Genomic DNA, 21275 nt, shown 5'->3' on the forward strand with positions numbered 1-21275 from the left:
ATGCCTCCGCCGCCGCAGTCGCCGGCGCCATCACCCCGGTGCCCGGCGGCGTCGGCCCGATGACCATCGCCTGCCTGCTCGCCAACACCCTCACCGCCTGCTGCCGCGCCGCAGGCCTGCCTGAACCCAAAGATCTGACCGCGTGAGTTTAATGCCCGCCGCCCAGAACTCCGATAGCTGTGAAGACGCCAAGCACGGCCATCCATTGCGTGCCGCGCAGCCGCTCGCGCAGGAAGAGAGCGGCGAAAAGCACAGTGATCACGCCAAAGGTCGACGCCCCGATGGCGGCAAACTCCGGGCGCGCGGTCCGTCCCGCGCCGATGACGCAGCCGATGGCCACGGCGTCGAGCAGGCCCATCACCGCGAGAAGCGGGACGTGCCTACGGGTCAGTGTGAGCGGCGCACGCATCGCGAGGGCCGCGATCAGTACCACGGTGAGCGCTGCCGCGCGGGTGGGGGCGAGCAGGAACAACTCGCCACCCGAGGCCGTGGCGCGGTGTCCGACTGCAAAGGTGAGGGCAAAGCCTGCTGCCGCCAGCACCGACCACAGAATCGCCGGCCACGGCCCGCGATCATCGGGATGCGCGGTATCGTCGTCGCTTTGGGCGATGTAACCCACGCCGCAAATGATGAGGCAGACCATGGTCCATTCCAAGGCGGAGGTTGGCGCCCCGCTAAGGCTGGCCCAGGCCACGGAGAGGATCGGGTAGGCGCCGATGATTGGTGCAACCAGCCGAACAGGTCCGATGGCGAAGGCCCGGTAAAGGGCGATGCCACCAAGCGCAAAACAGGCACCGGCGAGTATCGAGAGCGGCAGATCACCGCCGGGCGATGGTTGAACACCGGCCCAGACACTGATCGGCGTCACCAGGATGAGCCCGAAGGTCAGCACCCAGACCAGTGGCGCGAAGATGCCGTTGGATTGGCTCACGTAGCGCACGCAGACATCATGCGTCCCCCAGGCGAGGGCTGCGATGAGACCGAGGAACAATGCGGTCATAGGGCTGTGACTCCTGTTGCCGGGTATCAGATTTCGGGCCGATCGCCGGGTTTTGTGTTGCCGGGTCAGACCGGTTCAGATATTCTTATTGTTAAATAAATATTCCGCTTATGCAAATATCTTGCGGACCAGAGGAGGTGGAAGATGTTGGAAACGCGCTACCCCGAGATTCAGGCCGGACCACCACAGCCGAGCCGGATCGTCGAGCCGCGGGTCTTCTCGCTGCCACCCGGAACTGAACGCTATGTGGTTGAAGGCGCAGGCGCAATCCTTATTCGTGTCGAGGCCGGAGACCGCTTGAGTGTTGTCAATACTGAGGGTGGTCAGCGCTGCGAGATCGTCGCGGCCGGTCCTGATGGCGCGATTGATCCCGGTATCCTCGGCGAGACAGGCACTGGCCGGGCGTCAGGGCTCAAGGCGCTTTTGGGAGGAGGCGATGGGGCGTTGCAGGGCTTGCGCATGGGGCTTGAGGCGCGCGGGATCGATCTTGCACAGGCGCGCTCGGTCGATTTTTTCGGGGCGGCGACCCCTGCTGGCACGCAGGCCGATCTGACCATTGCAAGAGATGGTGTGGTGGTGATCGCCGCGCCGGGCGGGATCATGGATTTTGAGCACCAGGACACCGCCACGCCGCTGACCGTATTTGTGCGGCGGGCGGTTCTCAAATCCACGGCACGCTTCGAATTGCCCGATCCACTCGCGGACCCGCTGACCGATCTGAGGGTACACAGCCAGACCGCCGAGGCATATTTCGTGAAGGCGGGCGACTATATCCAGATCCTCGATGTGGACGGCCGGCAATGTACGGATTTTCAGTGTTTTGCGGCGCGCAAGCTCGATAAGGGCGTGGAGCACGCGCTGGATGTGACGACGACGCGCACCTTGATGGGTCATGCCTATCCGATGCCGGGCCTGCATGCGAAATACTACGATCAGGACATGCTGCCGCTGGTCGAAGTGGTGCAGGATACGGTCGGTCGGCACGACGCCTTTGCGTTGGCCTGTGCGGCGAAATATTATGACGACATCGGCTATCCCGGACACGTCAATTGCTCGGACAACTTCAATAAGGTGCTGGCCCCCCATGGCGTGGGGCCGCGCGCGGGCTGGATGGCGATCAACTTTTTCTTCAACACCGGCATCGACGCGCATGGCGTGATGTATACCGACGAGCCCTGGACACGACCGGGGGACTATGTGCTGTTGCGCGCGCTCACGGATCTGGTCTGTGTCAGTTCAGCCTGCCCGGATGATACCACCGCTGCCAATGGCTGGAATCCGACCGATATTCACGTGCGCACCTATGCTGGCAGAGAAAAATTCCAACGATCAGTGGCCTATCGGCCCACCCCCGATGCGGAGCCCAAGATGACAAAACAGACCGGATTTCACCCGTGTTTCGAACGGTTTACGGAGAACTTCATCGAATATAACGGCTATTGGCTGGCCAGCTCGATCTCGACCGCAGGGCCGATTGCCGAATACCATGCCTGCCGCGAAAAATCGGTGGTTCTGGATCTGAGCGCGTTGCGCAAGTTCGAGATCACGGGACCGGATAGCGAGGCGCTGTGCCAATATGTGTTCACCCGCAACATGAAGACGCTGCCGGTCGGTGGCGTCGTCTACACCGCGATGTGCTATCCGCATGGCGGAATGATCGACGATGGCACTGTGTTTCGGCTCGGGCAGGACAACTTCCGTTGGATCGGCGGTAGCGATTACGGCGGCGAGTGGTTGAGAGAAAAGGCGGAGGAACTGGGGCTCAAGGTCTTGGTGCGGTCCTCGACCGACATGCAGCATAATATCGCCGTGCAGGGGCCGGAGAGCCGCGACTTGCTCAAGAAGGTGATCTGGACCGCGCCCCATCAGCCGAAATTCGAGGATCTGGCGTGGTTCCGGTTCACGCCGGCGCGGATCGGTGATCATGACGGGGTGCCGGTTGTCGTGTCGCGCACCGGATACACGGGCGAATTGGGCTACGAGATATTCTGTCATCCCAAACATGCTGTCGAGGTGTTCGACGCGGTCTGGGCGGCGGGGCGCGAGCACGGTCTGACCCCGATGGGGCTCGAGGCGCTCGATATGGTTCGGATCGAGGCGGGGCTGATCTTTGCCGGGTATGATTTCTGCGATCAGACCGATCCGTTCGAGGCCGGGGTGGGATTTACCGTGCCGCTCAAGTCGAAGCCGGATGATTTCATTGGTCGCGAGGCGCTGATCCGGCGCAAGGAGCATCCGGCACGAGTGATGGTCGGGCTGGATATCGACGCCAATGTCGCGGTTGATCATGGTGATCCGGTTCACATTGGCCGCGCGCAAGTGGGCGAGGTGACATCTTCGATGCGATCGCCTCTGCTTGGCAAGAATATCGCTTTGGCGAGGGTTGATGTGGCGCACCGTGAGGTGGGCACGGAGGTCGAGATCGGCAAACTCGATGGTCAGCAGAAACGGCTGCCCGCGACGATCGTGCCGTTTGCGCATTACGACCCGCAAAAGACCAGGCCGCGGTCTTGATTTTTGTCAAAGACCTGGCGATGCGTGACGCGGATACTTGAGGACATGTGTATAGCGCTTGATGATATCGGCGGCGAAGAGCGGCTTCGCGATCTGGTCCGGTCATTCTATGACCGGATGGAGAGTGACCCGGACGTGTATGAGCTTCACAGGCTGCATTTTCGTGGACATGGTCTGGATCATACCCGGCAGGCGCAGTTCGAATTCCTCTCGGGGTTTCTAGGTGGGCGCGCCTATTATCGAGAGCGCTTTGGTCACATGGATCTGCGCGAGATTCATGCCCATGAGCCGATCCGATTGGCAGATGTCGAGATGTGGCTGGCGACGTTCGATGCCGCTTTGCAAGAGCAGGGCATGGCGGGACCTGTGGTCGAGCGGTTTCGCGGAACGCTTGCGCGCGCGGCGCATCGGCTGATCAACGATCTGCCGGATTGGCGCGCCGAAACCACCCCGGGCGCGTCACCTGTCTGACGCGCCCGGTGGCCAACCGTTATTCAGGAAAACGTCGTCCCAAAGGTGCTTCGGAACAGGTGCGAGAGGTCTGTGAGAGGAGCCTCTGTGTTGCCGAAGCGTACCGCGTCGCCGGTAAAGCGACCGACCGAGGTGAGGGTGACATCTGCCTGTCCGGCGGCGATCATCAGCGCCTCGGCTTGATCGAAATTGCATGCGATGAGATAGCGGGCCTGATCCTCGCCAAAGAGGGTGGGGGTGTCGTCGCTGTCAAGTTGCACGCCCACGCCCGCCGCCTCGGCCATCTCGAACGCCGCAAGCGCCAGACCGCCGTCGCTGAGATCGGTGCAGGCCTTGATCAGCGCATGATTCTCGCGGATGAATTCGCCGTGGCGTTTCTCGGCGGCCAGATCCACGTGGGGCGCATCGCCCTCGACGCGGTTGAACACCTCTGCCAAAAGGGCGGATTGACCAAGATGGCCGTGGGTGTCGCCAAGTAGAAGCGCCACGTGCCCCTCGCGCACCTCGCCGGTGATTGCCGTCTCAGGATCGCGGATCAGGCCCACAGCCCCGATGGTCGGTGTCGGCAGGATCGCCGTGCCATCGGTTTCGTTATAGAGCGAGACATTGCCTGACACGATCGGCATATCAAGCGCTGCCACCGCCTCGCCGATACCCTTGATGGCCCCGACGAACTGGCCCATGATTTCGGGCTTTTCTGGATTGCCGAAGTTCAGGTTGTCGGTGGTCGCAAGCGGCACCGCCCCGAGCGCCGAGAGGTTGCGATACGCCTCGGCCACCGCCTGTCTGCCGCCCTCGACCGGGTTGGCCTTGACATAACGCGGGGTCACGTCCGAGGTGAAGGCCAGCAGCTTTTCGGTGCCATGTACACGAATGAGCCCCGCGCCCTGACCGGGTGTGCGGGCGCTGTCGGCCATGACCATGGTGTCGTATTGCTCCCAAACCCATTGGCGCGAACAGTAGTTCGGCGAGGAGATCAGCGCGCGCAACCCGTCGATGGGATCAATGCCGGGCACCGAGCCGAGATCGAGCGGCTTGGGCAGGGTGGGCTCCTGCCAGGGCCGGTCATATTCCGGCGCGCTCCCTGACAGGGTGGCAAGCGGCAGGTCGGCCTTAACGTCATCGCCATGCAGGATCAGAAAGCGGTCGTCGGCGATGGTTTCGCCGACGATGGCAAAGTCGAGATCCCATTTCTCGAACACGGCGCGCGCTTGCGATTCTTTCTCGGGGCGCAGCACCATCAGCATGCGCTCCTGGCTCTCCGACAGCATCATCTCATAGGCCGTCATGCCGGTCTCGCGCTGCGGCACGGCGTCAAGTTGCAGCCTGACGCCAAGCCCGCCCTTGTCGCCCATCTCGACTGCGGAACAGGTGAGCCCCGCCGCGCCCATGTCCTGAATCGAAATAACCGCGCCGGTCTGCATCAGCTCCAGCGTGGCCTCCATCAGGCGCTTTTCGGTGAACGGGTCGCCGACCTGCACGGTGGGGCGCTTTTCCTCGATGGTCTCGTCGAATTCGGCGCTGGCCATGGTGGCCCCGCCCACGCCATCGCGGCCGGTCTTGGCGCCGAGATAGACCACCGGCATGCCAACGCCGCTCGCGGCGGAATAGAAAATCTTGTCGGTGTCGGCCAGACCGGCGGCAAAGGCATTCACGAGGCAGTTGCCGTTATAGGCCGCATCGAACCGCACCTCGCCGCCCACGGTGGGCACGCCAAAGCAGTTGCCATAGCCGCCAACCCCCTCGACCACACCATGCACAAGCTGGCGGGTCTTGGGGTGCGAAGGCGCGCCAAAGCTGAGCGAGTTCATCGCCGCGATCGGGCGCGCGCCCATGGTGAAGACGTCACGCAGGATGCCGCCCACGCCGGTCGCGGCCCCTTGATAGGGCTCGATATAGGAGGGGTGATTGTGGCTCTCCATCTTGAAGACCACGGCCTGCCCGTCGCCGATATCGACCACGCCCGCATTCTCGCCCGGACCGCAGATCACCTGTGGCCCGGTGGTGGGCAGGGTGCGCAGCCATTTCTTGGAGGATTTGTAGGAACAGTGCTCGTTCCACATGGCCGAGAAGATGCCAAGCTCGGTGAATGTCGGCTCGCGTCCGATGATTTCGAGGATGCGGTCGTATTCGTCGGGCTTGAGGCCATGGGCCTCGATCAGTTCGGGCGTGAGTGCCGGGTCCTGCATTTGACTGGAATCCCCCAAGGTGGTCCGATTGCGCGTCTCTTTAGGCTATTGCGCAGGCCGGGGAAAGGGGCCGCTCGCGGATGGTGTTGAGATTCGGCAGTTTCAGAACAGGAAAGGCCCGGCCAGAAGGCCGGGCCATAAAGACATCCGAATTGGCAGGATTACTGCGTCATCGTGGCGACCTTGGCGGCCACTGCGGTGCGCAATTGCTCCATCGTGTAGGCATATTCCAGCCCACCGGATTCCTCGGCGCTGAGCGTGCCGACCTCGAATGCGATCTTGTCCGCAGCAAGGTCTGCGTCATCACGTACATCGACATAGACCAGATGCTGTGCATCACGATCGCCCGCGTGCGACACGACCTCACCGATGATGGCATCGTCGACTGAGTTCAGCGTTGCGCCGTCGTCGGCTTGGGTAAGAACGTTCTCGATGGAGATCTTGTCAGAGTTGGTAAGCTCTTTGGCTTCAAGGTCGACGCTGCTCGGTGCGGTGATTTCACCGTCATCGCTTATCGTCGCCTCCGTCATCTCCATGCCAGAGCCGTTGGTGACTGTCGCTGCGGGTTCCTCGTCTTTGGCGCTCTGGTACTCGCCCTCGTCGGCATACGCAGCCATGGCTGTGATGCTGGTCAGTGCGGTTGCGAGAGCAAATTTATGGAATGTCATTACAGTCCTCCGTTTCCAGTTCTGCAGGGCGTGCCCTGCGGTTCAATTGAAAGCGCATCAAGCGCGCTTGGTATCACAACGCGAAGGGCCGCCACGTGTTCCAATTGAAGTTCCGGGAAGGTGAATTTTTCTTATTTGGCTCGAACTTGTCGAAACAATGCGGGGTCACCTTCGGCATTCACCGCCGGATGATGTAAGATACCCGGATGCCCATGTCATCGGGATCTTGCAGGGGGTGAAAAATCGGTCACTGACGCATTGCGCGTCATTGCCCCTCGGGGTGGAGCCGTGTCACACCAACAGCCGCCGCCCGCGCGAGGTCAGGGTCGAGCGACATCGGGATATACTCGCCGCGCCGCCAGAGTTGCGAGAGATCGTCGTAATGGCGGCTCAGGAAATGGCCGGATTGGCCGGTGGCGATGATGAACACGCTGCTGTCTGGATCGGCGAAGTCATAGACCCCACGGTAACCGGCCCCGTGCACGTTCTGGAACGGGTCGGGCCCCTGGCCACCGCGCGTGCGCCCGCGCAGGAGCGTGTTGTCGCCGCCCGAGGTGGATTGCCGGATGTTGACGAAATAGCGCAAGAGCGGCACCTCGCCCAGCACCTGATGATCATGCGCCGCCTGATGCGCCTCGCCCCATCGCAGGCTTTCGAGCGAGGTGCCGTAGCGTTCCTCGATCCAGATCAGCGCATCGTCGAGCGCCATGCGCGAGACGTCCGGGCAGGTTTCCTGCGCCGCTGACTGCTTGACATCGCACCAGGCCGAGGCACCGTCCACATCGCGAAAGACGCGCTCGATGAAGATCGGGTCGGGATGATCGAACTCACGCGAGAGGGGGCCTAGGTCGTCGCGGATGAGCCGGTCCATGAGCGCCCGCATCCACGCCGCATAGATAAGCGGCTCGGGCAGATGTTCGTTCATCTCGCCGTTCCAGTCCGCCAGCATCGTAAGCGCGCGCTGGCGCAGCCGTTCGGGCGTGCCCTCTGGGGCGGCCTCGCCGGTGAACCACAGATCCGCGCCGATGAGCGGCAGGATCGAGCGCGCGGTGAAGCTGACGGTATCAAGCTGCGCCTCGATAAAGCTGTCGCGGGTATGGACCTCGCGGCCCTGCATCAGTCTGCGCCAGCGATGCACCCGCTGCGTATCCCCCCACAGATAGCTCATATGCATTGGAAAGGGGCGGTCCACGACCTTGTTGTTGGTGTTGCCCAGAATGCCCCCGCGGGGCGAAATGAACTCGGGATTTGCGGCAAAGGGCAGCATGCCCTGCCAGCGGTTTTCCCGCAGCCAGCCGCGTGAGGGCATGCGGCCTTCGCTCTCGTGGCGGGCGCTGCGGCGGGGCATTGCGCCGATTGTCCGCATGGCAATTGTCGTCTCATCCACCAGAGTTAGGTTTTGCGAGGGTGCGATGTAGAGGCGGCTGAGGTCCATGGCCTCCTGAACTGATCCGGCGCGCATGAGGCCCATGGCCGAGCTCATTGTCGTGTCCTGCCCGCTCAGCGCGGTCCAGCTGACTGACGCCACATGCCCCGGCGGGGTGACGTCGGCAAGGTTGTAGTGGCTGCCGGGCAGGACCGGTCCGTTGTCCGTCCAGCGCAAGGTGAGGGTTACCGGATCGGCATCCTTGATCTCGATGATCGAGCGCGCGGTGCGAAACGGCTTCCAACCCTCAGGCGTGCGGTATTGGTTGGTGTCGTCGGGGTTGATCTCTTCGATGAACACATCCTGATCGTCCATATAGGAGGATGTGATGCCCCAACCCAGACGTGCGCTGCGGCCTGTCAGTATGACTGGAATACCGGGGATCGTGCCGCCGATCACACCGCCTGCTTCCAGCTGCATCCGGGCAAGGTACCAGATATTCGGGGCTGAAAACCCCAGATGCGGATCGTTGGCCAAAAGTGTGCCGCCTGACGCCGATCGTGCAGGTGTGGCGGCGAAGGCGTTGGACGCCCCCGCAAAGGCGCGGCGTTTGAACGGTGAAAGCGGATCACTTGAAACGTCTGACGTGCTCTGAGCGGTCTGCACGAAGCTATTTTCCGGAAACAAGCTCGCATATTCCGGGAGCGCCGCGATGCCACTGCCGGGGGCAAGCGGCATGATATCGTCTAGGCGCTCCGGATCATCCAGGGCAAGCGAGGTGCGAGCGAACAAGACCTCGTTATCAAGGTGGCCAGAAAGCTGCACCGCCATAAGTTTGATCAGGGCAATGGAATCCGCAGGCTGCCATGGTGCGATCGGCGCGTTGAAGAGGAACTGTTCCGGCGCGCCTCGCCCCAACGCTTCCCTGTTGATTTCGCTTAGCCGTGCGTTGACTCCATCGGAGTAGGCCTTGAGCGCGGCGAGGGTTGTCGCATCCTGGACCTCGACCGATTGGCGCGCGAGTGTATAGAGGTCAAAGCGGCGCAAAGTCGTGTCGATCTTGACGGTCCGGCTGCCGAAGACTTCGGACAAACGCCCTTGAACGGTTCGGCGCATCATCATCATCTGCCAGAGCCTGTCCTGCGCGTGAGCATAGCCCAGACCGAAGAAGCTGTCGGCGTCGTTCTGCCCGAAAATATGGGGTACGTTCGCGTTGTCGCGCACGATCTCGACCGGCGCGGCAAGGCCGCTCACATCGAGTTGCTTGTCATAGTCGGGAAGCGAGCGCGACAAAAGGAAATAGACTGCGAAAACGACCAGAAGAGTCAGCAAAACAACGCCGCCCGCCAGCCGCAACAACCATTTCACAACCCGTGACACGCCCCGGTACCGCCCTATTTTCCGCTTGCATCAAGCCCCGGGGATAGTCAGAAAACCGGGGTAAGACAATGGGAGAGGACAGGACAAATGGCGAAACTGGCATTTCTGGGGCTCGGGGTAATGGGCTATCCTATGGCGGGGCACTTGGCCAAGGCCGGGCACGATGTCTGCGTCTATAACCGCACCGCCGCCAAGGCCGAGGCTTGGGTGGCGGAGCACGCTGGCACTCATGCGGCAACCCCGCGCGACGCCGCAGAAGCGGCCGATGTCGTGCTTGCCTGCGTCGGCAATGACGACGATCTGCGCAGCGTATGCCTCGGTGAGGACGGGGCCTTTGCCGGGATGAAGGATGGCGCGATCTTTATCGACCATACGACGGTGTCTTCTAAAGTGACCGAAGAACTCTTTGCAGGCGCGCGCGCCGGTGGGCAGCAATTCGTCGACGCGCCCGTGTCGGGCGGTCAGGCGGGGGCCGAGAACGGCCAGCTGTCGATCATGTGTGGCGGCGATCAGGCCGCCTATGACGCCGCCGAGCCGATCATGAACACCTATGCCAAGCTCTGCCGCCGCATCGGCGAGAGCGGGGCCGGTCAGATGACCAAGATGTGCAACCAGATCGCCATCGCGGGTCTGGTGCAGGGCCTGTCCGAGGCGCTGCATTTCGCCGAGAAGGCGGGGCTTGACGGGCGCGCGGTGGTCGAGGTGATCAGCCAGGGCGCGGCCGGGTCGTGGCAGATGGCCAATCGCTACGAGACCATGCTCGACGACAAATGGGAGCACGGTTTTGCCGTCGACTGGATGCGCAAGGATCTGGGCATTTGCCTGTCGACCGCCGACGAGACCGGGGCGAGCCTGCCGGTCACGGCCCTGGTCGATCAGTTCTACAAGGACGTGCAAGCCATGGGCGGCGGACGCTGGGATACCTCCAGCCTTTTCGCGCGGCTGCGCAAACTGGGCTGAAACCCTTGGCGTCAGGCGATCTTGCGGTCGCCTGACAGCCATTTGCGGGTGTCGATCACGTCGAAGACCAACGAGATCACATCGACCGCCAGCAGGATCAGTAGATAAATCCGGTAGGCGGGGGCAATGTCCTGCGCCAGAAGCCACAGCCCCAGCCCCAGCATCGGCGTCCAGATCAGCACATGCGGCAGCGCCATCAGTTTGGAAAAGCCGCGCTCTACCAGCATGATCACGCCGTTGAGCAGCATCGCCCCCACGGCCATCGCCGCGACCCAGAGGCCAAAAGGCTCGGACAGAAAGGCCAATGAGGCGGCATTCACCGGCACAAGGATGAAAGATACCCAGGCCTGCACCCAGAGCGGCAGGCGGCGATAGCTGTGCCAGATCTCGGAAATCATGACGCGCCCCTCTGTTTCTTTATGGCAAAAATACTCAAAAAACCCGGCTGACGCCAGCGGTCACGCCGTGCGGGGGCGCATCACCAGCCAAATGAGCGCTGCGCCTGCCAGCATCAGGAAGGGCGCCATGGCGAGGTTGACGGCGGTCCAGCCCGCCTGCGCGGAACTGCCCGAGCAGTTCATCAGCCCGCCCGAGGCGAGCGAGGCGAAGGTCACCCCGCCGAAGACCAGCAGGTCGTTGAGCCCCTGCATGCGCCCGCGCTCATGCGGGGCATGCGCGCCCGCCAGCATCGTGGTGGCCCCGATGAAGCCGAAATTCCAGCCGAGCCCCAGCAGGATCAGCGCCACGAAGAAATGCTCCAGCTCCACGCCCGAGAGCGCCACCGCGCCCGCGCCGGCAAGGATGATCAGGCCGGTTGCGACGATCCTTTCCACCCCGAAGCGCACGATCAGGTGGCCGGTGAAGAACGAGGGGATATACATCGCCAGCACATGCGCGGTGACGACATCCGCCGCATTGCCCTCGTCAAAGCCGCAGCCGACCACGGCAAGCGGCGTCGAGGTCATCACCAGGTTCATCAGCGCGTAGGCGACCATCGCGCAGATCACCGCCACCGCGATGCGCGGGGTCTTCAGCAGTTCCATGCGCGAGCGCCCGCGCGGTGCGTCCTCTGACGGAACGGGCGGCTTGGGGATGTCGAGCAGCAGGAACAGCAGCGCGCCCACGAGGTTGAGCGCAATGACCGCCAGATAGGTGCCGAAAAACGGGATCACCATCGCCTGCGACGTGAGCTTGACCAGCTGCGGCCCGATGATGGCACTCAAGAGGCCCCCGGCCATGACATAGGAAATCGCCTTGGGGCGGAAGGTCTCGCTGGCGGTGTCGGCGGCGGCGAAGCGGTAGAAGCCCTGCGCCGACATATAGGTGCCGGTGATGAAACTGCCCGCCAGAAAGATCGGGAAGGACGCGACGTAGAGGCCATAGGCTCCGACAAGCCCGCCAATCGCGCCCGCCAGCGCCCCGATCATGAAGCCCGCGCGACGGCCAAAGCGCTGCATCATATGCGAGACCGGCGTGGCCGATAGCATCGAGCCCAGCACGATCAGCGAGATCGGCAATGTGGCGAAACAGACATTCGAGGCCAGCGATTGCCCGGCGAGGCCACCCACCACGAAGATCATCGGCATCTGCGCGCCAAGGATCGCCTGTGCCGCCACAAGAACGGCCACGTTGCGCTTGGCGCGACTGTCGTCGGTGAGATGTGCCGTGTCTGTCATTCATGGAGTGCTAGACCGGTCACGTGGAGGCTGCAAGTGCAATCAGGCTCGGTCAATCAGATGCGCAAAAGAGCCACTTGCGCGCTCGACGCGCTGCCCCATGGGCGGCAGTGCCGTTCCCTCGGCGTCATGAGCGGCGAACAGGGCTGGACCGTCGGCGCGCAGGGTGGTGGCGTAATGAAATTCGTGGCCTGTCCAGGTGCCGCTCAGTGGTCCCTGGGTGGCGGCCAGGCGACGGTAGCCCAAGTGCAGGTGACGGGTGGCAAAGCTGGTCTCCAGGGGCAAGAGGCCGGCCATGGTGTGGCGCGTGCCCTCTGCGTCTGTGAGCGTGTCTCCTAGCACCATGTAACCTCCACATTCTCCATAGATCTCAGTATCTTGAGACGCATTTCTGAGGCTTTGCATGAAGTTTGTGCAGTCGGCGAGGCGGCCTGCATGCAGCTCCGGATATCCGCCGGGCAGGAAGATAAAATCGGCGTCGGGAACTGGATCATCAGCCAGGGGTGAAAAGGCACGGATCTCGGCCCCGGCCGCGCGCCAATCCGATAGCATATGGGGATAGGCAAAGCCAAAGGCGCGGTCCTGCGCCACGGCGATGACTTGTGCCGGAGGCGTCAGGCTTGGGGATGAAGCCTCCGCTGGCACGGGGGCCGAAATAGACAGCAACATGTCACGGTCGAGCGTTGCCGCAAGCGCGTCAGCCGCTCTTTCGAGGAAGTTTTCGAGGTCTGGGCGTTCCTGTGCTTGCACCAGTCCCAGATGGCGGGAGGGGTGCGCGAGCGCGGCGTTGCGGCGCAGGGCTCCGAGCACGGGCAGGCCAATGGGGGCGAGCGCGCGGCGCAGCATCGCCTCGTGCCTGTCGGAACCGACGTTGTTGAGGATCACGCCAGTCACGCGCACCCGTGGGTCGTGGCCTGCGAACCCATTCACAAGGGGTGCGATGGAACCTGCCATGCGGCCTGCGTCGATGACCAACACCACGGGCAGGCGAAGGTGGCGCGCAAGATCGGCCACCGACCCGCGACCATCGGGCGGTGCGCCGTCGAAGAGGCCCATGGCCCCCTCGATTATGAGCAGCCCGTCGCCTGCGGCGAGCGCGCGCAAGCGCTCGGGAGTCATGGCCCAAGCATCGAGATTGGGACATGGTAGGCCGCAGGCTGCCTCGTGAAAGCGCGGGTCGATATAATCGGGGCCGGATTTTGCGCCTCTGACCGGCACACCTTCGCGCGATAGCAGGCGGAGCAGGGCAAGGGTGAGTGTCGTTTTTCCCGCGCCCGAGGATGGAGCGGCGAGGATCAGCCCCCGCATGACACCTCGGCGGGCAGGCCACGGCCCAGCGGATCGAGATCGCGCGGACCATTGCCTGTCAGCATGTCCTGCCAGTCGAGAACCTGTCGCATGAGCACCGAGCGCCCGATGCACAGGATTGCGGGTGGCTCCATCCCGCTTGTCTCGATATCGGCGGCGAGTTGACCGAGCGTGGTTTCGAGCACCTTTTGCTCTGGCGTAGTTGCCTGTGAGACCACTGCGCAAGGCTCATCCATAGAGCGACCTGCCTCCAGTAATGCACCGGAGATCTGGGCCGCGTGTTTCATGCCCATGTAGATCACGATGACCTGGCTGCCGCGCGCGATTGACTGCCAGTCGAGTGACGAGGGCGTCAGGCCGGATTGATCATGGCCTGTGACGAAGGTCACGGACTGGTTCACATCCCGGTGGGTGACGGGTATGCCCGCATAAGCCAGCCCACCGATTCCAGCGCTGATGCCGGGGATGATGCGGATCGGTATACCGTGCTGAACGAGCGTCTGCGCCTCTTCGCCGCCACGCCCAAACACGAAAGGGTCGCCGCCCTTGAGACGAAGCACGCGCTTGCCCTCGCGCGCCAGATCGACAAGTTGCAGAGAGATGTCGCGCTGATTGGCCGAGGGCTTGCCACCGCGCTTGCCGGCATAGACATGCCGCGCCTGCGGCGCCCAGTCGAGGATCGCCTCTTGCACGAGCGCGTCGTAGATCACCACGTCGGCCTGCCGGAGCGCGTTGACCGCGTGGAGCGTCAAGAGACCCGGATCGCCCGGTCCGGCACCGCAAAGCCAGACCCAGCCCGCTTGCAGGCAAGGCCATTCAGTGCCCGGGGGCGGTGATGGAAAGGGAGCATGTGAGTCGGTCATGGCTTTGTATGCCGCGAGTTTTATCCGGGGGAAAGGTGGCAAGCGACCAAACATCGGGGTGAGAACGACATGGCCTGGCTTCGTTTTGCCTGGAAGGGAGCGGACCCGAACCACTTTGGTGGTCCGGGGTGCCAGGTTTTACATTTTGCACTCGGCCGCGTACGCGTCGGAGTGGTTCTTGAGCGCAGTACCGATGATTTTGTTGGTATACACATCGCCCTCCTTGATTACCTCGCGCACGTAAATGTCCTGTACCGGGTGATGATTGGGGCCAAAGGCGAAATCACCCCGTGTGCTTGCGAAATCGGCGGATTTGAGGGCTGCGCGAAACGCATCAGGTTCCGACGGTTGGGCCTGATCGAGTGCGGAAATAAGCAGGTTGGCGGTGTCGAACCCCTGGCTCGCGTAGAGAGACGGCAGGCGCCCATATTTATCCTGAAAGCTGGCAACGAACGCGGTGTTGGTGGCGTTGTCGATGTCCTTGGACCATTGCGAGGTGTTCACAACGCCGAGTGCGGCATCGCCGACGGCTTGCAGGATGCCCTGATCGAAGCTGAACGCCGGGCCGATCACAGGAAGATCGACGCCGCTGTCCGCATATTGCTTGAGGAATGAAATCCCCATGCCCCCGGGCAGGAAGAAGAAAACGCTGTCGGCCTCGCTTGCGCGAATTTGCGCAATCTCGGCGGCGTAATCGGTCTGGCCCAGTTGCGTGTAGATTTCACCCGCCAATGCGCCCTCATACATGCGTTTGTAGCCTGTGAGTGCGTCCTGACCGGCCGGATAATTGGGCGCGAGAATGAAGCTGTTCTTGTAGCCCGCGTCATTGGCGTAGGCCCCCGCTGCCTCGTGCAGGTTGTCGTTCTGCCAGGCGACGTTGAAATAATTCGGATGACAGCCCTTGCCGGCCAGCGCCGACGGACCGGCATTCGGCGAGAGATAGAATTTGCCCTGCGCCACGGCGCCCGGAACGACGGCCATAGCAAGGTTGGACCAGATGATGCCCGTCATCACGTCGACCTTTTCGGACTGGATCATCTTGTCGGAGAGTTGCACGGCGATGTCCGGCTTGCGCTGATCATCTTCGATGACGACCTCGATATCGTCGCGGCCGGATTGTTCCAATGCCAGCATGAAGCCGTCTCGCACGTCAATGCCCAGCCCGGCGCCGCCGCCGGAAAGCGTTGTGATCATGCCGACCTTTACGTCGGCCTGCGCCGCGAACGCCGCAAGCGACATCGTCCCGGCGAGTGCCAGTGCCTTGAAATTCATGTGTCCATCTCCCTGATTGCGGGCGGGTTGAGGCCCCGCCCGTTTCGTTGCACGCCCGTACCGGGCACCTGTCCTTGCATCCCATAGGTTTTGCCAAAGGTCCAGATGCAAGCTCTTGTGGCTCTCGACCGGGCTTTGCTGCGGGGCTGCCTGACGGACAGGCTACAGGGCAAGAGCCTTGTCAGGACTGCGCAGGCGACTTACGATCCAAGCTTGGGGAGAGGTTGGGCGCCACAGAGGCGGAAAATTGACCATGTGCCCAGCCCAAAGCTTTGGGTCGAAATGGAATTTCTGGATTACTCGCACAATCTATGGCTGGTGGCCGCCTCATTGAGTGTGTCGCTTGTCGGAGCTTTTACAGGATTTTCTCTGACACGCGGCATTGCTTCGCAGCCGATCGCGTCGCGGAAACTCTCCGTGACCCTTGCCGCGATCGCGTTGGGTGGCGGTATATGGTCAATGCATTTCGTGGCCATGCTCGGTCTGCAACTGCCGATCCCGATCTACTATGATGCGATGATCACGCTCGGCTCGGCCCTTATTGCCATACTGATGGTGGGCGGTGCGCTCTTGTTGCTGCATTTCTATCCACGCAGCAGAGCGCGGCTGACCGCAGCAGGGGTGATCATAGGTCTTGGTATCGTGGCAATGCATTATCTTGGCATGTCCGGGCTACAACTATGCCGGGCGGTCTACACGCCGCCGGGTGTTATTTTTGCCCTCGTCGCGGCTTGTGGGCTGAGTGTTGCTGCGATTTGGGTGGCATATGGGCAGCGTCGGCCGCGCAATATCCTGTTGGGCACTATGGCCTTTGGGCTTGCTGTGTTCGTTGTTCATTTCGCAGCGATTCTCGGCACGCGCTTCGTGACTGTGCCAACGGTCCAGGAAATCGGGCCGGTCATCGGTAACGAGGTTTTGGCGCTAGGTGTGTTGATCAGCTCTTTCGTCTTGTGCGGGGCCTTTTTGCTGACTGGCGTCACCTTCCTCGCGCCGGCAGGCAGCGGTGCCCACGGCGCGGCAGTCGGACCCAGCGAGCCCTTGGCGGAGCCGATTGAGGCAGCACCTCTTTTGCATCGCATCCCTTACGAGCAAAACGGTCAGACACATTTCATCGACGCGCGGGATGTGGCGTTTCTTCGAGCGGAGGGGCATTACACACTGCTCTATGCCGGTGAGAGCAAGCATTTCTGCACTTGGTCGATCACCGAGGCGGAAAGACGTCTGAGCCCCGGGCCATTTCTGAAAGTGCATCGCAGCTATCTGGTGAACCCTGATCACGTCGCGCATTTTGAGCGGCGCAAGGATAACGGGTTGTGCCACTTTCAACTTGGCGGGCAGGATGTGACCACGCCGGTAAGCCGCTCGCGTCTTGCCGTTCTGCGCGAGGCTCTTGGGCTCTAGGCCGAGGGCCGCGCGGTCAGATTTACTTTCCTTAAGATTTTGACGGTTTGATGTCCGCAAGTCGGCAAGAGGCTTGTCGTGGGCAAGACCAAGGAGAGTGAAGCGATGATACTGGATTTCTTCCGGCAGGGTGGTGAGGCGGAGGCGCAGAGCATTCCTGAGCAGAAGGCAAGCGCCACGGGGCGGGTCGTCGCCTGGGGCGGGGCCGGTCGTGTGGCCTGGAGCCCGCGCGACGTGGTGAGCCTTGCGCGCACCGGCTTTGCGGGCAATCCGGTGGGGTTTCGCTGTGTCAAGATGATCGCCGAGGCCGCCGCCGCGCTACCGCTGGTGATGCAGGATGCCGAACAGCGCTTTGCGGTACATCCCGTGCTGGACCTCATCAAGATGCCGAACCCGGCGCAGGGCCGGGCGGAACTGTTCGAGGCGCTTTATGGTCAGTTGTTGCTGACCGGGAATGCCTATGTCGAGGCGGTCGGTTCCGGCGGTGTACCGGTCGAATTGCATTTGTTGCGTTCGGACCGGATGAGCGTGGTGCCGGGCGCGGATGGCTGGCCGGTGGGGTATGAATATGCCGTGGCGGGGCGCAAGCATCGGTTCGATGTCTCCGAAGGCGCGCCCTGCATCTGCCATATCAAGAGCTTTCACCCGCAAGACGATCATTACGGGCTGTCGCCGTTGCAGGCGGCGGCGCAGGCGGTAGATGTGCATAATGCTGCGAGCCGCTGGTCGAAGGCGCTCTTGGACAATGCTGCGCGGCCGTCGGGGGCGATCGTCTACAAGGGGGCCGAGGGGCAGGGTGCGCTTGGCTCTGATCAGTATGACCGGCTGGTGAGTGAGATGGAGGCGCATCATCAGGGCGCGCGCAATGCAGGGCGTCCGATGTTGCTGGAGGGTGGGCTTGACTGGAAGCCGATGGGGTTCAGCCCGTCGGACATGGAATTCCAGAAGACCAAGGAGAGCGCGGCGCGCGAAATCGCACTCGCCTTCGGGGTGCCGCCGATGTTGCTGGGCATTCCCGGCGACGCGACATTCGCCAATTACCAGGAAGCGAACCGGGCGTTTTACCGGCTGACGGTGTTGCCATTGGCGGCCCGTGTAACTGCGGCGGTGGCGGCGTGGCTGGCGCGCATGGCGGGAGAGGCGTTCGAGTTGCGCCCGGATCTCGATCAGGTGCCGGCGCTGTCAGCGGAGCGTGATGCGCAATGGGGCCGGGTGGCGCAGGCGGAGTTCCTGACCGCGGCGGAAAAGCGCGACTTGCTGGGCTTGCCCGCATTGGCGCAGGGGGATGCGGATGGCTGAGGGCGCGCCGCCGCCGCGCTACGGATTCGAGCCCTTTGATTGCGCGCCCGCGCTGCGGCTGGAGGCGCATGAGCGGGTCTCTGAGTTGCAGGTCAGGGCGACGCAGGAGCGGCTGGAACGGCTGGAGGCGGCGCTGGAACGTTTGGAGCGGCGGCTCTGGCTGGCGGTTTACGGCGTAGTCGCGGCGATACTGGTGCAGGCGTTTCAGCCAATCCTGGCGGCGTTGCCGTGAGTTTGGAAACGAAAGGATGAGGTGGATGGAGAACGGACTTGAGCGCAAGTTCGCGCGACCCGAGGGCGCGGCGCTGAGCGTGAGCGAGGAAGGACGGATCGAGGGCTATGCGAGCCTGTTCGATGCACCCGATCATGGCGGGGACGTGGTGGCCAAGGGGGCCTATGCCGCGAGCCTGAAGCGGCTGACCGCCGAGGGGCGGCGCGTCAAGATGCTGTGGCAGCACGATCCGGCGCAGCCCATCGGTATCTGGGACGAGGTGCGCGAGGATGCGCGCGGCCTGTATGTCAAAGGCCGTCTGCTGGAGAGCGTGGGGCGCGCGCGCGAAGCGGTGGCGCTGATCGCGGCCGGAGCGATCGACGGGCTGAGCATCGGCTATCGCACGCTGCGCGCAACCAAGGGGGACAAGGGCCGCAGGCTCTTGCAGGAACTGGAGCTTTGGGAGGTGTCGCTGGTGACCTTTCCGATGCTGCCCAGTGCGCGGGTGGCGGCCAAGGGCGAGCGCCCGGAGGACGAGACTTTGCGTGAATTGGCGGCTGTGTTCGACGCGGCCCGCCGGGAGATGGCGCGGATGTAGACCCCGCGCGACCAGACCAAGCTGAAGGGAAAAACGATGACAACCCAAGCGCAGGCTCGGGCCGGGGAAGATCTGTCTCCGGCGGCAGAGGTGAGCACCGCCGTGGCGGGGTTCCTGAGCGAATTCAAGGGCTTTCAGTCCGATATTCACAAACGACTTCAACAGCAGGAAGAGAAGATGACCATGTTTGAACGCAAGACAATCGCCATGGCGCGCCCGCATCTGGCCGCCGCCGCCGACGCAGGTGCCCCGCATCGCAAGGCATTCGACGCCTATCTGCGGGCGGGGGATGATGACGGGCTGAGGGGGCTGGAGCTTGAGGGCAAGGCGCTCAATACCGCGGTGGCCGGTGAGGGCGGCTATCTCGTCGATCCGCAGACCGCCGAGACGATCCGCTCGGTGCTGAGCTCGACCGCGTCAATTCGCGCCGTCGCCAATGTGGTGGCGGTCGAGGCCACGAGCTTTGACGTGCTCATTGACCATGCCGATGTCGGCCATGGCTGGGCCACCGAGACCGGCCCCGTGGCCGAGAGCGATACGCCGGTCATCGACCGCATCAGCATCCCGCTGCACGAGCTGAGCGCGCTGCCCAAGGCGTCGCAGCGGCTGCTTGATGACAGTGCCTTTGACGTCGAGGGCTGGCTGGCGGGGCGCATCGCCGACAAGTTCGCGCGCGCCGAGGCGGCGGCGTTCATCGCGGGCGACGGGGTGGACAAGCCGCGCGGCTTTCTGACCCATCCGGCGGTCGATAACGATGTCTGGGCCTGGGGCAATCTGGGCTATGTGCCGACGGGTGTGGATGGCGATATTGGCGGGCCCGATCCGGTCATCGACCTGGTCTATGCGCTGGGCGCGCAGTACCGGGCGCATGCCACCTTCGTGATGAATTCGCGCACGGCCGGGGCGGTGCGCAAGATGAAGGATGCCGATGGGCGGTTCCTGTGGTCGGACGGTCTGGCCGCCGGAGAGCCTGCGCGTTTGCTGGGCTACCCGGTGCTGATCGCCGAGGACATGCCGGATATCGCGAGCGGGGCCGATGCCATCGCATTCGGCGATTTCGGCGCGGGCTATACGGTCGCTGAGCGCCCCGATCTGCGGGTGCTGCGCGATCCCTACAGCGCCAAGCCGCATGTCCTGTTCTACGCGACCAAGCGCGTGGGCGGCGATGTCAGCGATTTCAAGGCGATCAAGCTCTTGCGGTTCGCCGTCTCGTAAGGGGCGGTGATCGGGGCGGGGGCGATTTGGCCCCCGTCCGGGGCGCGCGTGGCCTTTGATACGGCGTTGTTCAGTCACCCCCCTCCGTCCGTGCAACGCCGGGCGGCGCGCGCCTCACTCATCGGAGGGGTCCGGGATATATGGAGTAGGTCCATGATGTTGATGGAAGAGACCGCGGTGCCCCTGGCCGCGCTGCCGCTGGCGGAATTCAAGGCGCATCTGCGGCTGGGGACGGGGTTTTCGGATGGCGATGTCCAGGACCCTGTGTTGGAGAGTTTCCTGCGGGCCGCTCTCGCGGCGATCGAGGGGCGCACCGCCAAGGTGCTGCTGGAGCGGGAGTTTTCCTGGGTGATGAACAGCTGGCGCGATCCTGAAGGGCAGGCGCTGCCGGTCGCCCCGGTGAGCGAGATCGTAAGCCTCACGTTGCGCAACCGCGACGACGAGGCGGAGGTGATCGCGCCCGCGCTCTACCGGTTGGAGCGTGACGCGCATCGGCCCATGTTACGCCCGGCGGGCAGGGTCCTGCCGTCGATTGACTCGGGCGGTGTGGCCGAGATCGTGTTCCGCGCGGGCTATGGCGCGGGATGGGGGAACTTGCCATCGGATCTGGCGCAGGCGGTGCTGATGCTGGCGGCGCATTACTACGAGTATCGCCACGAGATCGGGTTGAGCGGCGGTTGCATGCCCTTCGGGGTGTCGAGCCTGATCGAGCGCTATCGCACGGTGCGTTTGCTGGGCGGGGGGGTGCGGTGATGGCGGCGGTGCGGCTCAACCGGCCCCTCGTGCTGGAGGCGGCGGCGCGCAGCCCCGACGGGGCGGGCGGGTTCATTGAGACCTGGCAGCCGCGCGGCACGCTCTGGGCGGAGGTTCGTGCGCGCACGGGC

The 21275-nt window shown here is 63.3% G+C and carries 19 protein-coding genes and 1 pseudogene; 11 read left to right on the top strand and 9 right to left on the bottom strand.

What is annotated here, in order from left to right; all coding sequences use genetic code 11:
• A pseudogene (locus Q0X85_RS17445) lies at positions 1-146 on the top strand (bifunctional methylenetetrahydrofolate dehydrogenase/methenyltetrahydrofolate cyclohydrolase); the annotation flags it as partial.
• 2 nt (positions 147-148) lie between these two features.
• Here the strand turns inward: Q0X85_RS17445 and Q0X85_RS17450 are convergent.
• Positions 149-1000, bottom strand: coding sequence for a DMT family transporter (locus Q0X85_RS17450; protein WP_297774134.1), 852 nt, complete (start codon positions 998-1000; stop codon positions 149-151).
• A 144-nt stretch (positions 1001-1144) separates the two neighbouring features.
• Here Q0X85_RS17450 and tdm point away from each other — a divergent pair, with 144 nt between their 5' ends.
• Positions 1145-3514 carry a trimethylamine-oxide aldolase Tdm gene (gene tdm / locus Q0X85_RS17455; protein ID WP_297774137.1) on the top strand — a complete coding sequence of 790 codons (2370 nt, stop codon included), beginning with the start codon at positions 1145-1147 and terminating at the stop codon, positions 3512-3514.
• Between the two features lie 45 nt (positions 3515-3559).
• Complete coding sequence (locus tag Q0X85_RS17460) at positions 3560-3985, top strand: cyanoglobin (RefSeq protein WP_297774139.1); 426 nt, start codon at positions 3560-3562, stop codon at positions 3983-3985.
• A 23-nt stretch (positions 3986-4008) separates the two neighbouring features.
• Here Q0X85_RS17460 and purL read toward each other — a convergent pair whose 3' ends face one another.
• From purL to Q0X85_RS17475, 3 genes are all read right to left on the bottom strand, one after another.
• Positions 4009-6174 carry a phosphoribosylformylglycinamidine synthase subunit PurL gene (gene purL / locus Q0X85_RS17465; protein ID WP_297774141.1) on the bottom strand — a complete coding sequence of 722 codons (2166 nt, stop codon included), beginning with the start codon at positions 6172-6174 and terminating at the stop codon, positions 4009-4011.
• Positions 6175-6335: 161 nt separating this feature from the next.
• On the bottom strand, positions 6336-6842 hold the full coding sequence (locus Q0X85_RS17470; protein ID WP_297774143.1) for a phosphoribosylglycinamide synthetase: 507 nt from the start codon (positions 6840-6842) through the stop codon (positions 6336-6338).
• A gap of 265 nt (positions 6843-7107) precedes the next feature.
• The gene (locus tag Q0X85_RS17475) at positions 7108-9588 is read right to left on the bottom strand and encodes a penicillin acylase family protein (RefSeq protein ID WP_297774144.1); all 2481 of its coding nucleotides are present in this window, start codon (positions 9586-9588) and stop codon (positions 7108-7110) included.
• 87 nt (positions 9589-9675) lie between these two features.
• Between Q0X85_RS17475 and Q0X85_RS17480 the strand changes: the two genes are divergently transcribed.
• Positions 9676-10548, top strand: coding sequence for an NAD(P)-dependent oxidoreductase (locus tag Q0X85_RS17480; RefSeq protein WP_297774146.1), 873 nt, complete (start codon positions 9676-9678; stop codon positions 10546-10548).
• Positions 10549-10559: 11 nt separating this feature from the next.
• On the opposite strand, the gene Q0X85_RS17485 is transcribed toward Q0X85_RS17480, so the two are convergent.
• From Q0X85_RS17485 to Q0X85_RS17505, 5 genes are all read right to left on the bottom strand, one after another.
• Complete coding sequence (locus Q0X85_RS17485) at positions 10560-10946, bottom strand: hypothetical protein (RefSeq protein ID WP_297774148.1); 387 nt, start codon at positions 10944-10946, stop codon at positions 10560-10562.
• Positions 10947-11006: 60 nt separating this feature from the next.
• The gene (locus Q0X85_RS17490; protein WP_297774150.1) at positions 11007-12224 is read right to left on the bottom strand and encodes an MFS transporter; all 1218 of its coding nucleotides are present in this window, start codon (positions 12222-12224) and stop codon (positions 11007-11009) included.
• 42 nt (positions 12225-12266) lie between these two features.
• Positions 12267-13532 carry a cobyrinate a,c-diamide synthase gene (locus Q0X85_RS17495; protein ID WP_297774152.1) on the bottom strand — a complete coding sequence of 422 codons (1266 nt, stop codon included), beginning with the start codon at positions 13530-13532 and terminating at the stop codon, positions 12267-12269.
• The gene (cobA, locus tag Q0X85_RS17500) at positions 13520-14395 is read right to left on the bottom strand and encodes a uroporphyrinogen-III C-methyltransferase (RefSeq protein WP_297774154.1); all 876 of its coding nucleotides are present in this window, start codon (positions 14393-14395) and stop codon (positions 13520-13522) included. Before cobA ends, Q0X85_RS17495 begins: the two co-directional genes overlap by 13 nt.
• A gap of 138 nt (positions 14396-14533) precedes the next feature.
• Entirely contained in the window at positions 14534-15667 is a 1134-nt protein-coding gene (locus tag Q0X85_RS17505) for an ABC transporter substrate-binding protein (protein ID WP_297774155.1), read from the bottom strand.
• A 282-nt stretch (positions 15668-15949) separates the two neighbouring features.
• Here Q0X85_RS17505 and Q0X85_RS17510 point away from each other — a divergent pair, with 282 nt between their 5' ends.
• From Q0X85_RS17510 to Q0X85_RS17540, 7 genes are all read left to right on the top strand, one after another.
• The gene (locus tag Q0X85_RS17510; RefSeq protein WP_297774157.1) at positions 15950-17068 is read left to right on the top strand and encodes an MHYT domain-containing protein; all 1119 of its coding nucleotides are present in this window, start codon (positions 15950-15952) and stop codon (positions 17066-17068) included.
• 105 nt (positions 17069-17173) lie between these two features.
• Complete coding sequence (locus Q0X85_RS17515; protein WP_297774159.1) at positions 17174-18367, top strand: phage portal protein; 1194 nt, start codon at positions 17174-17176, stop codon at positions 18365-18367.
• Positions 18360-18599 carry a hypothetical protein gene (locus Q0X85_RS17520; protein WP_297774161.1) on the top strand — a complete coding sequence of 80 codons (240 nt, stop codon included), beginning with the start codon at positions 18360-18362 and terminating at the stop codon, positions 18597-18599. The genes Q0X85_RS17515 and Q0X85_RS17520 overlap by 8 nt, the downstream gene beginning before the upstream one ends.
• 25 nt (positions 18600-18624) lie before the next feature.
• On the top strand, positions 18625-19176 hold the full coding sequence (locus Q0X85_RS17525; RefSeq protein WP_297774162.1) for an HK97 family phage prohead protease: 552 nt from the start codon (positions 18625-18627) through the stop codon (positions 19174-19176).
• A 36-nt stretch (positions 19177-19212) separates the two neighbouring features.
• Positions 19213-20391, top strand: coding sequence for a phage major capsid protein (locus Q0X85_RS17530; protein ID WP_297774164.1), 1179 nt, complete (start codon positions 19213-19215; stop codon positions 20389-20391).
• A gap of 153 nt (positions 20392-20544) precedes the next feature.
• The gene (locus Q0X85_RS17535; RefSeq protein WP_297774166.1) at positions 20545-21144 is read left to right on the top strand and encodes a head-tail connector protein; all 600 of its coding nucleotides are present in this window, start codon (positions 20545-20547) and stop codon (positions 21142-21144) included.
• On the top strand, positions 21144-21275 hold a 132-nt coding region (locus tag Q0X85_RS17540; RefSeq protein ID WP_297774167.1), incomplete at its 3' end, for a head-tail adaptor protein. The genes Q0X85_RS17535 and Q0X85_RS17540, both read left to right, overlap by 1 nt.

The organism is uncultured Roseovarius sp. (assembly GCF_947259555.1).
Classification (GTDB): domain Bacteria; phylum Pseudomonadota; class Alphaproteobacteria; order Rhodobacterales; family Rhodobacteraceae; genus Roseovarius.